Below are 11,582 nucleotides of genomic sequence, written 5' to 3'. Positions count from 1 at the left end.
CACAAAACACAGCATGATATCCATTTAAAGTTACGCCTGACGACCATAGCGAGCGTGAACCACCTGATCCCTTGCCGAACTCAGCAGTGAAACCGCTTAGCGCCGATGGTAGTGTGGGGTCTCCCCATGCGAGAGTAGGTCATCGTCAGGCACTTATACCGTACCCCAGCTTCAAACGAAGCTGGGGTATTTTATTTAGGGGTCTCCCAAGTAGAGTAGCGGGGAGCCGCCCTCCGGAGCGCCGGCCGGGATATCGTCAGGCACCTATACCAAAAATCCCCCAGGGCTTATGCCTTGGGGGATTTTTTTATGGAGCGTGCTTTATTTCATTACTGCCGGGTTTATCTATCTGAGTGGCTTTTGTGGCAAAATGCGGCTCCCAAGGAGGAACGCCACATGACACAAATGCGCTGGGAACAGCTACTTTCCCCTCAACGTCTTCACGACCAACGTTCGGCAAGTAGCCGCGAAATAGGCCGCAGCCCGTTTCATAAAGATCACGATCGCATTGTCTTTTCCGGCTCCTTTAGACGCTTGGGACGCAAAACCCAAGTGCATCCGCTGACGGACAACGACCATATTCACACTCGGCTAACCCACTCACTGGAAGTCGGTTGTGTGGGACGCTCATTGGGTATGATCGTGGGCGAACTACTACGCGAGCGTTTGCCGGACTGGATAACGCCCGCTGATTTGGGCGTTATCGTGCAAACGGCTTGCTTGGGTCATGACATCGGTAACCCGCCGTTCGGACACGCTGGTGAATACGCTATTCGGGACTGGTTTCGTCGCGCGCAAAGCAGTGGCTTATTAGACGGCCTATCACGCGAAGAGCGCGAGGATTTGCTGACTTATGAAGGGAATGCCCAAGGATTTCGGGTAATTACCCAAATTGAGTACAACCAGTTTAACGGCGGCATGCGTTTAACGGCGGCAACGCTCGGGGCGTTGCTCAAATACCCTTGGACCGTGCGCCATAGCGGGCGAGCGGGCAAGTTCGGTAGCTATCAATCTGAACAGGCGCTACTTAAAGAAGTGGCCGAAGCGGTAGGGTTGTTGCCACAAGGTGATCAGCGTTGGTGTCGGCATCCGTTAGCCTGGCTGGTCGAAGCCGCTGATGACATCTGCTACGCCTTGCTGGATCTGGAAGACGGGTTGGAGATGGGCATTCTTCGCTATGAAGAAGTTGTTGAGGTGCTACGCCAGATTGCTGGCGAATTTCCCCCTGAGTATGCTGATATGCAAGCGCGTAACGTGTCACAACGTCGTCGTATAGCGTTGCTGCGAGGTGCAGCGATGGAGCGTGCGGTAAACGATGTAGGCGCGGTCTTTGTACAGCATGAACAGGCATTGCTAAACGGGACGCTCAGCGATGACTTGCTTGAATTATGTCATCCAGATTTAGGTTGGGGGGTGCGGGCCGCGAAGCAGTTGGCGCGTGAGCGTATTTTTCAGAACGAACGCAAAGCGAAGCTGGAAATTGGCGCTTATACAACGCTGGGCATTTTGCTTGAAGCGTTTATTGGCGCAGCGCATGAGCTTCACCATACCGGTGATAGTTCTTTCAAACATCAACGGGTGCTCGCCTTAATTGGCGAAAACACCCCCCTCGCCTCTTGGCCGCTTTATGAAAGCTACCGGCGGATGCTCGATTTTATTGGCGGCATGACAGACCACTATGCAGTGGATCTCGCGCAAGAAATGGGCGGCCGATTGCGAGGCGACTAGACGCCGCTAGACGGATGGTTGGCGAAGATGCGTTAACTCCATCAGCTTAGAGCGTTCTAGGAGAGTGTTGATGATTTTATCGTGAATCGGATCGCTGAGCTCGCCGAACTTGAGCTCGGTTAACTGCCTTGAAAGCACATCGCCACTCACTACGAGAATGTCGGGCGCGGCTTCATCGGTGTCAATTTTCCAGCCAGGTAACACCAAAACGCCGCGGACGGGCACCGGGACACCACAGCGCTGTTCTAACCATTGGCTTAGCCAACTAACCCCTTGTCGGGTTTTATGTAGCGGGCGTCGCTCTTGCCAATAGGGAAAACGTAAGCGCTCACGCTCTACGGCGACAGTGTCAAGTTCGCAACCAACGTTGTTGATAGGGAAGGTACGTGCGCGGGTTTCAACGACAAAAACACCGTGAGGGGTTACCACCACGTGGTCAATCGTAAAGCTATCGGTTGGCACGTCGTGAAAGACATAATAAGGGTGTGCGTCGGGACGAATAAGCTGTTCAAGCTCTTGGCCTACGGCAAGATCGCAGGCCAAGCCTAATTTTAATCGGCGAATGCGTTGATAATCGCGAACCAAGAGTAGTGAGAAAGCTAAAACTAAAAGTGTGCTAAGCAAACCGTAAAGTGCCCACTCCACCCAGTCTTGCTTATCCACAAAGAGCATACGCCCCATGCCGTAGACGAGCGGGGCCAAACTAATCAAAGGGCCTAATGCGCCGTGGAGAAATAGGCTAGAAAAAGCTTGGTCGAGGCGTTGGCGTAATGCCTGGCCTGGCTCGCGCAGCGGCGCGTTGAACGGGGATTGAACGCGGGCGTCGTGTAGGCTACGTAGTGCCAAAACAATGCTGCCCATTGCCGCCATAGGGAAAAGAAAAATCAGCGGTAACAAATATTCTAGCCAGATCATTTCAATGCCCTAGTGAGGCGTGACAACACAGTGAGACGGTCGCCGCGGCGAATGGGTTTTAGCCACCCGCGAGTTTGACGTGATAGCCACGTGCCATTAATTCTTGCTTTAGGCTATCACGGTGATCCCCTTGAATTTCAATAATGCCATCTTTAACAGCACCGCCGGTACCGCAGCGTTTTTTCAGATCTTTAGCCAAGACCTTTAGCTCTGCAGTGGTTAACGGGATACCGCTAATCGTCGTGACACCTTTGCCCTTACGGCCGCTGGTTTCACGGCGGATACGAATAACACCGTCGAGTGCCGCGATACGCGCTTGCTCGCTTTGGGCGTCACAGCAGCAATCTTCCAAGGGTTCGCGGCAAGCCGGGCAGGTATTGCCTTTTTCGGTGGAATATACCAGTCCACCAAGCTGGTCGCTTAATGAAGCCATCGCGCTATTTTCCTTCAGAGTAATACGGCTCGGTCGAAGGGCTCACTTCTTGGCTCAACTGCCTGACCACAGCAGGTAATTGAAACATGTTACTAATCATGATGGCGTTTTCGGGAGTGGTCTCAGCATCTGGGAAACGGTTTAAGTGAATCACCTTCATGCCAGCTTCAAGGGCAGCTCGTACACCTACCAGGGCATCATCAATAGCAATACAGTGGGCCGGGTTAAACCCCATGATACTCGCGGCGTAGAGATGCAAACAGGGTTCTGGTTTCCAGCAGTTCGCTGTGTAGCCACTAAACAGGCGTTCTGCAAAATAGCTGTCGAGGCCTGTTGCTTGAAGCGCGGTGCGAATTTTTGCTTCAGGGCCGTTTGATACCACGGCGCTGGGGTAAGCCGATAGTTGCTGAAGAGCTTCTTTGGCACCGGGAATGGTAGTGAGTTCCTGCGCTAATCGCTTGGTGAGGTTTGCGCGCATGGTGGTTTCCATGCTGTTCAACTGATCAATGCCTACCTCACCGTGACTTGCCTGTAGCCGGGCAACGATATTGCGAAAACGTGAACCACGAAATTCGCCTAGATAGTCCGACGGGGAAAATGGCAGTCCCACGCTATTGAGTCCGATCGACATTTCCTCGGCGAGTAGCGGCTCACTATCGACTAAGGTGCCATCGCAATCAAATAACAACAGTGGGAGCGGCATGGTATTTCCTAGCAGTGGCTAGCAACTGCAGTATTAAGAACAAATGAACCATTAACCTATTGAACGAGATTTTAGTCCTTTTGTGAACAGTGTTCTGTAATTTTTTGCGTTTATGCACCGGGCGGTGGCTTCCCAAATGACGTGCTAAGCTGTATTGCCACAATAAGGAGACCGTGACGATGCGATTAACCCCTTGGATTATGCCGTTTGCGTTTACTGCTGCCATGCTGGCCGCCGCAAGTGCGGTAAGCGCTGATGAGCATGAGCACGAACCCCTCGACGATCAAGCGCTTGAGGAAGAGTATGGCATCAAAGCAGGTGCCGTGAAGCGCGATGAGGAAAACCGCAGCAGCGATGCGTCTAATGACAGCGACGATGCAGGCGCTCAAGGAGGCGAGGAAGAAAGAGCCCCCGACGCTGGGACAGGCGGTTCCGGCAGCTCTGAAGTTACTAGAGATGAAAGCTCAAGCGAAAAAAGTATGGAAGAAGAAGAGTAAGCGAATAAAAAAGACGGCCTATAGGCCGTCTTTTTTGTGCTGATAGCGTCAAAAGCGATGTAGCGGGGGCATTATTTTACGTTGGGAACAAGCTCGCCGCGCTCGTAGCGCTGGGACATCGCTTCCAGGCTGATCGGCTTAATTTTGCTGGCGTTGCCGGCGGTACCGAAAGCTTCGTAGCGGGCGATGCATAGTTCGCGCATGGCTGATACGGTTTCTTTAAGGAATTTACGCGGGTCGAATTCAGACGGATTCTCAGCCAGGAAGCGACGTACGGCACCTGTCGAGGCGAGACGCAAATCGGTATCAATGTTGACCTTACGCACGCCGTGCTTGATGCCTTCAACGATCTCTTCGACAGGCACCCCGTAGGTTTCCGGAATTTGGCCACCGTACTGGTTAATGATATCCAGCCACTCTTGAGGCACGGAAGACGAACCGTGCATAACTAAGTGTGTATTAGGGATGCGCGCGTGAATTTCTTTGATGCGCTGGATCGAGAGCGTGTCGCCGGTGGGTGGCTGGGTGAATTTATACGCACCGTGGCTGGTGCCGATGGCGATAGCCAGCGCATCCACATGGGTGGCTTTGACAAACTCAGCGGCTTCTTCCGGGTCGGTGAGGAGTTGTTCCATGCCTAGCTTACCTTCCGCACCAATGCCGTCTTCCTCTCCGGCCATGCCGGTTTCGAGGCTGCCCAAGCACCCAAGCTCGCCTTCGACAGAAACGCCACAGGCATGGGCCATTTCCACCGCGCGACGTGTGACGTTGACGTTGTAGTCGTAGTCCATGGGCGTTTTACCGTCTTCACCCAACGAGCCGTCCATCATCACTGATGAGAATCCAAGCTGAATGGAGCGCTGACACACCGCCGGGCTGGTGCCGTGGTCTTGGTGCATAGCGACGGGAATATGCGGAAATTCTTCAACTGCCGCAAGAATCAGGTGGCGCAGGAAAGGTGCCCCAGCATACTTACGGGCGCCCGCAGAGGCCTGCACAATAACCGGTGAGTCAGTGGCCTCGGCAGCTTCCATAATGGCGCGCATTTGCTCAAGGTTATTAACGTTGAATGCCGGAATACCGTAGCCGTATTCGGCAGCGTGGTCGAGCATTTGGCGCATGCTGATTAGAGCCATGGGATTACCTTATGTGTATTGTTAAAACTGGGTTGTCAGGGTTCAAGGAGCGTAAGTTAAGCGCCGCGTGCTAACCACGTTGAGCGGCGGCCTCGAGTGCGGCAACGGCAGGTAGCTGCTTGCCTTCGACGTACTCAAGAAATGCGCCGCCGCCGGTCGAAATGTACGAAATACGATCGGCAATCGCGTATTTATCAATGGCCGCTAACGTATCGCCACCTCCGGCAATAGAGAAGGCGTTGCTGTCGGCAATGGCATGGGATAAGACCTCGGTGCCTTTGCCAAACTGATCAATTTCAAACACACCGACCGGACCATTCCATAAGATCGTGCCGGCGTCTTTCAACAGGCTGGCCAAGTGCGCGGCGGTTTCTGGGCCGATATCCAAAATCATTTCATTATCCGCTACTTGATCCACGGGCTTTACGATCGCATCGGCGGATTCTGCAAACTCAGTGGCCACCACTACATCGGTGGGCAACGGAATGGCGACTTTTTCCATTAACGCTTTTGCTTGGCCGATCAAGTCCGCTTCATGGAGCGATTTGCCCACATTATAACCTGCGGCGGCGATGAAGGTGTTGGCGATACCGCCGCCTACGATGAGTTGATCACACTTTTCGGACAGCGCAGTGAGCACGTCCAGCTTAGTGGAGACTTTAGACCCCCCCACGATCGCCGCCATGGGGCGTGCCGGATGTGCCAGTGCCTTTTCAAGCGCGTCGAGCTCTTGGGCAAGCAAGGGGCCTGCGCAGGCGCTGGGCGCGAAGCGGGCAACGCCATGGGTAGATGCCTGCGCGCGGTGAGCGGTGCCGAAGGCATCCATCACGAAAATATCGCACAGCGCAGCGTATTGCTTGGCGAGTTGCTCGTCGTCTTTTTTCTCGCCTTTGTTGAAACGTACGTTCTCAAGTAGTACCACGTCACCGTTGTTTAGCGATGGGGCGGCGTTGAGGTAGTCGCTAATCAAGGTGACCGGGTGGCCCAAAAGCGTTGCTAAGTGTTCTGCGACGGGAGCTAGCGAGAATTCGTCAGCAGGCTCGCCTTCCGTCGGGCGACCCAAGTGGCTCATGAGCAGCACTTTTGCGCCAGCCTTAGTGGCCGCTTGAATTGTCGGGAGTACCGCCCGTAGACGCGCATCGCTGGAGACACGTCCGTTTTTAATCGGCACATTTAGATCTTCTCGAATCAGTACACGCTGCCCTTCTAAAGGCAGATCGGTCATTTTTTGCACGTTCATGTGAGCGGTGTCCTCGTGTTCGAGCGGATGAAAAGTCTTGTTGCGGCACTGCATTCATTAGTGTCGGGGGTCGGCCGTTAGTCTTGCCAAGCGCTGAGTGATATCCAGCATGCGGTTGGCAAACCCCCACTCGTTATCAAACCAACACAGCAGTTTAATCAAACGCCTGCCCGCCACCCGTGTTTGCGTGGCGTCTAGGATGCCAGAGCGCGGGTCGTGATTAAAATCAATCGATGCCATGGGGGCTTCGGTATAGCCCAGCACGCCAGATAGGCGCCGCTGACTGGCGTCGCGCAACAGCGCATTTACTTGGTCGGCATCGGTATCTTGGCGCACGGTTAGCGCGGCATCCATCGCCGAGACGTTAATCGTCGGGACGCGCACGTGTAGGCACTCAAAACGCCCTACAAGGCTGGGCATTAAGCGGCTTATGCCCAACGCTAGGCTCGTATCCACCGGCACAATGGAGTGCATCGCCGAGCGCGTCAGACGTAGGTCGGTTTGATGGTAGGCATCAATGATCGGTTGGTCATTCATCGCGGAGTGGATCGTCGTGGTGACGCCGTGCTCCAGGCCCAACGCGTTGTCCAGCACGGTCAATAGCGGTACCAGGCAATTAGTGGTGCAGGAGGCCGCCGAAATAACCCGTTGGGTTAGCGCTAGCTGGTCTTCATTGATACCCCACACAATAGTGGCATCCACGTCGCTTTCGGCGGGCTGGGAAAACAGCAGCTGTTTGGCCCCGGCGGCTAGGTGAAGCTCGGCGGTGTCGCGGTCTTTAAAGCTGCCCGAGCACTCAAGCACCAAGTCCACATCAAGTGCCTTCCAGGGCAGTTTGCGTGGATCTTGTTCGCACAGCACCTGAATACGCTGACCGTTAATGATCAGCGACTCGCCGTCGCTATCCACTGCGCCGGGAAAGCGGCCGTGGGTCGTATCGTAACGGGTGAGGTAGGTGATCGTCGCCAGATCCGAAAGCTCATTGATGGCGACCACCTCAATCTCTGGATGGCCACGCTCAACCAGTGCCCTCAGGACACATTGGCCAATACGCCCGTAACCGTTAATGGCGATGCGGTAGCTTGTCGAGTTAGCCATGTCGCGAAGCGGCTCTTAAAAATGAAGCAGGGGCCACAATGGGCGCGAAAGTATCCGGCGATGATAGCGTATTTCAGCTGGCTATGCTTATCAGACGCCAGGCGAGAGGCAGCAGCAGCGCAGAAAAAATACCGGTTAGGCTCATGCCCAACGAGGCAAACGCGCCGGCCAACGGGCTTAATTCAAACGCCCGAACGGTACCGATGGCATGGCCATTGAGGCCTAGCGCAAAGCCGATAATGCGCTCGTCATCGATGTGTAAAAAACGCGCGGCAAGGCTGACACAGGGAATGGTGATCACACCAGTCACCAACAGCGCACCCAGCAGCAGTGCGGTGGTACCGCCAAGCTGCTCGGTAATGCCGATAGCAATAGGCGCGGTCACCGATTTAGCCGCAATGGAGGCGAGTATGGTGTCGGAGCTACCCAGTAACCAGGCAATTGCCAGGGCGTAGAAGGCCGCCAGGGTCGCGGCAATGGGTAAACAAATCGTCAGTGGCCGCCAGAGTTGGTAAATTCGTGGCAACTGTTGATAGAGCGGCATGCCCAGCGCCACCGTAGCGGGCCCGAGTAGCACCGTGAGCCATGTCGCCCCCTGCCGATAGGTAGCGTAAGGCAACCCTATCAGCGCTAACGCCCCTGCCAGTAGTAGCGCCGCGATCAAAATAGCAGGTAGCCAGGAGGGGCGCTTTAGGCGCTGAAATAAACCGCTACCAATCAGGTAAGCCGCCAGCGTTAACCCCACTGCAAACAGCGGGGTGGTGGTCAACATGGTTAGCAAAGAGTTAGCTGGCATGCGACTGGCCGATGAGGTGTTTAAGCAACCAGAGTGTCGTCAACACGCTGAGTAACGTGCCGAGCACTAACGCGACAAGAATAGCCGTCCACTGCCCGGCCAAATCGCCAACGATAAAAAACACCCCCACCACGCCGGGCATAATCAGCATGGCGAGCAGGCCAATCAATGGCTGGGCGGCGGCGGCAATGCTGTTAGGCACGCGGCCACGGACGGCAAGCGTCGCGCAGAGCAATAGCATGCCGATCACGCCTGACGAAATCGGCAAACCGGAGAAGTGAATGACCACTTCTCCGATCAACCAGTAGCTAATCAGCCATAAAAAGCCACTCAGAGCGGGCATGACTTAGCCGAGTAGTTCGTTGGCTTGCTTGACCACATTGTCGACGGTAAAGCCGAAGTGCTTGAACAGATCCCCCGCCGGGGCCGACTCACCGAAGGTGGTCATGCCGATGACGCGGCCGTCGAGGCCTACGTACTTGTACCAGTAGTCGGCGTGCCCGGCTTCGATGGCGATACGCTGGGTAACGGCGCTAGGCAACACGCTTTCGCGGTACTCGGCGTCCTGGCCATCAAAGCGGTAGGCCGACGGCATGGAGACCACGCGTACCGCTTTACCCTGTTGTTCAAGCTCCGCCGCTGCGTCCATTGCCAGTGCCACTTCGGAGCCGGTGGCAATCAGGATGAGCTCGGGCGTGGCGTCGCTATCCTTGAGGATATAGCCGCCGCGCTGTATCGCGGCTAGCTGTGCTTTAGTGCGCTGCTGATGGGGCAGGTTCTGGCGCGAGAACACCAGGGCGGTGGGGCCCGAGTGACGTTTGATCGCGGCATCCCAGGCGGCGGCGGTTTCCACCGCATCGCAGGGGCGCCAGGTGTTCAGATTCGGCGTGGTGCGCAGGCTGGTGAGCTGCTCGATCGGCTGGTGGGTCGGGCCATCCTCGCCCAGACCAATGGAATCGTGGGTAAACACGTAGATCGCCTGTAGGCCCATTAACGATGCCATGCGCACCGAATTGCGCATATATTCCATGAAAATCAGGAAGGTCGCGCCGTAGGGCACAAAGCCGCCATGCAGGCCAATCCCGTTCATCACCGCGCCCATGCCGAACTCACGCACCCCGTAATGCAGGTAGTTACCGCTGGCATCTTGCGGGGTGATCGCTTGGGCGCCTTTCCAGAAGGTCAGGTTCGAGGGGGCCAGGTCGGCACTACCACCCAGCAGTTCCGGCATTTGTGGGCCGATCACGTTGAGCACTTCAAAGGAGGCTTTGCGCGAAGGGAGGCTCTCGCCTTTCTCCTGGGCCTGCTCAATCAGAGCTTCGGTGGGGAGCTCCGCAGGCAGTTGCGCTTTCATGCGGCGCTCAAACTCTTTGGCCTCTGCCGGGAAGGCCTCCGCGTAGCGGGAAAAGCGCTCTTCCCACGCCTGCTGCTGCTGTTTACCTGCTTCCCGGGCATCCCAGGCGGAGTAAATAGGTTCGGGTATGTGGAACGGCGCGTGGGGCCAGTCGAGCTGGGTGCGCGCCAGGGCCACTTCGTCATCGCCCAGCGGTGCCCCGTGGGCTTCTTCTTTACCTTGCTTATTAGGCGCGCCAAAACCAATCACGGTTTTGCAGATGATTAAGCTGGGTTTGTCGTCATGGCTTTTGGCCAGCTCAATGGCGGCGTTGATTTCTTCCGGCTTGTGGCCGTCCACATGGGGCACCACGTGCCAGCCGTAAGCTTCAAAGCGCTTGGCGGTGTCGTCGGTAAACCAGCCTTTCACTTCGCCATCAATAGAAATGCCGTTGTCATCGTAAATAGCGATCAGTTTACCCAACTGCTGGGTACCTGCTAGCGAGGCCGCCTCGTGGGAGATACCTTCCATCAGGCAGCCGTCACCCAGGAAACACCAGGTGTGGTGATCCACGATGGTGTGGCCGGGGCGGTTGAACTGCGCTGCCAGGGTTCTTTCGGCAATGGCAAAGCCAACCGCGTTAGCGAAACCTTGGCCAAGCGGGCCGGTGGTGGTTTCAATGCCGGGCGCGTAGCCATATTCCGGGTGACCCGCGGTGGGGGCGTGCAGCTGTCGGAAATTCTGCAGCTCTTCCAGGCTAAGTTCGTAACCGGTTAGATGCAGCAGCGAGTAGAGCAACATCGACCCGTGACCGTTAGATAGCACAAAGCGATCACGATCGGCCCATTTGGGATCCTCGGGGTTATGCTTGAGGTGGTCATTCCATAGCACCTCGGCAATATCCGCCATGCCCATGGGGGCGCCAGGGTGGCCGGACTTGGCCTTCTGAACAGCATCCATGGACAGGGCGCGAATGGCATTGGCCAACTCAAAACGGGACGGCATGGGGTGCTCCTCGCCTGAAAACGAAAATAATAAAGGCGCTATTGTCGCTGACTTCCCGGGCGGCGGCAAATTCTGGGAGGCCCGTTGTGGGAAGAACTCCTAACAGCGTGTAAACTCTGGCTCCCGAAGTGATGGCTAACGTCATCATTTCGCTAATACGGGCAGGGTATTTCCTGCCATGATTTCCTGCTGACGCTGCGGTTTAAGCGCAGCCGTCATACAGAGGGTCGAGTGCGCGATGAGCGAATATTCCCTGTTTACCTCCGAGTCTGTCTCCGAGGGACATCCCGATAAGATTGCCGACCAGATCTCCGACGCGGTGTTAGACGCCATTATTGCCCGTGATAAACAGGCGCGTGTCGCCTGTGAAACCATGGTGAAGACCGGTGTGGCGATCATTGCCGGTGAAATCAGCACCAACGCCTGGGTGGATCTCGAAACCTTGGTACGTGATGTGATCAACGAGATTGGCTATACCTCATCCGATGTGGGCTTCGATGGTGCCACTTGTGGCGTGGTCAATCTGATCGGCAAACAGAGCGTCGATATTGCTCAGGGCGTGGATCGCAGCAAGCCCGAAGATCAGGGCGCAGGCGACCAGGGCCTGATGTTTGGTTACGCGACCAACGAAACCGATTCGTTCATGCCTGCCCCGATCCATTATTCGCACCGGTTGGTTGAGCGTCAGGCGGAATTGC

General features: G+C 55.8%; 12 protein-coding genes and 1 rRNA gene. 4 read left to right on the top strand and 9 right to left on the bottom strand.

All coding sequences use genetic code 11. The features are described 5' to 3' along the window. Nucleotides 1-35 precede the first annotated feature (35 nt). Nucleotides 36-151, top strand: a 5S ribosomal RNA gene (rrf, locus tag BLR97_RS19345). A gap of 245 nt (nucleotides 152-396) precedes the next feature. Then, on the top strand, nucleotides 397-1,728 hold the full coding sequence (locus tag BLR97_RS19340; RefSeq protein ID WP_089708545.1) for a deoxyguanosinetriphosphate triphosphohydrolase: 1,332 nt from the start codon (nucleotides 397-399) through the stop codon (nucleotides 1,726-1,728). A 6-nt stretch (nucleotides 1,729-1,734) separates the two neighbouring features. On the opposite strand, the gene BLR97_RS19335 is transcribed toward BLR97_RS19340, so the two are convergent. The 3 genes from BLR97_RS19335 to BLR97_RS19325 are packed head-to-tail and all read right to left on the bottom strand — an operon-like array spanning nucleotide 1,735 to nucleotide 3,779. After that, a complete protein-coding gene (locus tag BLR97_RS19335) occupies nucleotides 1,735-2,643 on the bottom strand; it encodes a nuclease-related domain-containing protein (RefSeq protein ID WP_089708543.1) in 909 nt (302 codons plus the stop codon). Nucleotides 2,644-2,701: 58 nt separating this feature from the next. Further along, a complete protein-coding gene (locus tag BLR97_RS19330; RefSeq protein WP_089708541.1) occupies nucleotides 2,702-3,076 on the bottom strand; it encodes a translation initiation factor Sui1 in 375 nt (124 codons plus the stop codon). Between the two features lie 4 nt (nucleotides 3,077-3,080). Further along, nucleotides 3,081-3,779 carry an HAD family hydrolase gene (locus tag BLR97_RS19325; protein ID WP_089708539.1) on the bottom strand — a complete coding sequence of 233 codons (699 nt, stop codon included), beginning with the start codon at nucleotides 3,777-3,779 and terminating at the stop codon, nucleotides 3,081-3,083. A 179-nt stretch (nucleotides 3,780-3,958) separates the two neighbouring features. On the opposite strand from BLR97_RS19325, the gene BLR97_RS19320 reads away from it, so the two are divergent. Further along, entirely contained in the window at nucleotides 3,959-4,276 is a 318-nt protein-coding gene (locus BLR97_RS19320; RefSeq protein ID WP_089708537.1) for a hypothetical protein, read from the top strand. Between the two features lie 71 nt (nucleotides 4,277-4,347). On the opposite strand, the gene fba is transcribed toward BLR97_RS19320, so the two are convergent. The 6 genes from fba to tkt form a co-directional block, all read right to left on the bottom strand. Further along, a complete protein-coding gene (gene fba, locus BLR97_RS19315; protein ID WP_089708535.1) occupies nucleotides 4,348-5,412 on the bottom strand; it encodes a class II fructose-bisphosphate aldolase in 1,065 nt (354 codons plus the stop codon). Nucleotides 5,413-5,482: 70 nt separating this feature from the next. After that, the gene (locus BLR97_RS19310; RefSeq protein WP_089708533.1) at nucleotides 5,483-6,652 is read right to left on the bottom strand and encodes a phosphoglycerate kinase; all 1,170 of its coding nucleotides are present in this window, start codon (nucleotides 6,650-6,652) and stop codon (nucleotides 5,483-5,485) included. A 57-nt stretch (nucleotides 6,653-6,709) separates the two neighbouring features. After that, nucleotides 6,710-7,750, bottom strand: coding sequence for a type I glyceraldehyde-3-phosphate dehydrogenase (locus tag BLR97_RS19305; protein WP_089708531.1), 1,041 nt, complete (start codon nucleotides 7,748-7,750; stop codon nucleotides 6,710-6,712). 73 nt (nucleotides 7,751-7,823) lie between these two features. After that, nucleotides 7,824-8,546: an LrgB family protein gene (locus tag BLR97_RS19300; RefSeq protein WP_089708529.1), complete on the bottom strand. Its 723-nt coding sequence runs from the start codon at nucleotides 8,544-8,546 to the stop codon at nucleotides 7,824-7,826. Beyond that, nucleotides 8,536-8,889: a CidA/LrgA family protein gene (locus tag BLR97_RS19295; protein WP_089708527.1), complete on the bottom strand. Its 354-nt coding sequence runs from the start codon at nucleotides 8,887-8,889 to the stop codon at nucleotides 8,536-8,538. Before BLR97_RS19295 ends, BLR97_RS19300 begins: the two co-directional genes overlap by 11 nt. A 3-nt stretch (nucleotides 8,890-8,892) precedes the next feature. Further along, on the bottom strand, nucleotides 8,893-10,884 hold the full coding sequence (gene tkt, locus BLR97_RS19290) for a transketolase (RefSeq protein ID WP_089708525.1): 1,992 nt from the start codon (nucleotides 10,882-10,884) through the stop codon (nucleotides 8,893-8,895). 238 nt (nucleotides 10,885-11,122) lie between these two features. Here tkt and BLR97_RS19285 point away from each other — a divergent pair. Further along, nucleotides 11,123-11,582 (top strand): S-adenosylmethionine synthetase N-terminal domain-containing protein (locus tag BLR97_RS19285; RefSeq protein WP_280140217.1); only part of this gene is annotated, 460 nt, incomplete at its 3' end.

Origin of the sequence: Vreelandella arcis, assembly GCF_900103865.1 — a bacterium.
Classification (GTDB): domain Bacteria; phylum Pseudomonadota; class Gammaproteobacteria; order Pseudomonadales; family Halomonadaceae; genus Vreelandella; species Vreelandella arcis.
The sequence above is the reverse complement of the archived record's forward strand: the minus strand, read 5'-3'. Positions and strand labels throughout refer to the sequence as shown.

Coding starts and splice junctions, on each gene's coding strand:
- BLR97_RS19310 (WP_089708533.1), bottom strand. CDS start 6,652: ATGAACGTGCAAAAAATGACCGATCTGCCTTTAGAAGGGCAGCGTGTA.
- BLR97_RS19305 (WP_089708531.1), bottom strand. CDS start 7,750: ATGGCTAACTCGACAAGCTACCGCATCGCCATTAACGGTTACGGGCGT.
- BLR97_RS19340 (WP_089708545.1), top strand. CDS start 397: ATGACACAAATGCGCTGGGAACAGCTACTTTCCCCTCAACGTCTTCAC.
- BLR97_RS19335 (WP_089708543.1), bottom strand. CDS start 2,643: ATGATCTGGCTAGAATATTTGTTACCGCTGATTTTTCTTTTCCCTATG.
- BLR97_RS19295 (WP_089708527.1), bottom strand. CDS start 8,889: ATGCCCGCTCTGAGTGGCTTTTTATGGCTGATTAGCTACTGGTTGATC.
- BLR97_RS19325 (WP_089708539.1), bottom strand. CDS start 3,779: ATGCCGCTCCCACTGTTGTTATTTGATTGCGATGGCACCTTAGTCGAT.
- BLR97_RS19320 (WP_089708537.1), top strand. CDS start 3,959: ATGCGATTAACCCCTTGGATTATGCCGTTTGCGTTTACTGCTGCCATG.
- tkt (WP_089708525.1), bottom strand. CDS start 10,884: ATGCCGTCCCGTTTTGAGTTGGCCAATGCCATTCGCGCCCTGTCCATG.
- BLR97_RS19330 (WP_089708541.1), bottom strand. CDS start 3,076: ATGGCTTCATTAAGCGACCAGCTTGGTGGACTGGTATATTCCACCGAA.
- fba (WP_089708535.1), bottom strand. CDS start 5,412: ATGGCTCTAATCAGCATGCGCCAAATGCTCGACCACGCTGCCGAATAC.
- BLR97_RS19300 (WP_089708529.1), bottom strand. CDS start 8,546: ATGCCAGCTAACTCTTTGCTAACCATGTTGACCACCACCCCGCTGTTT.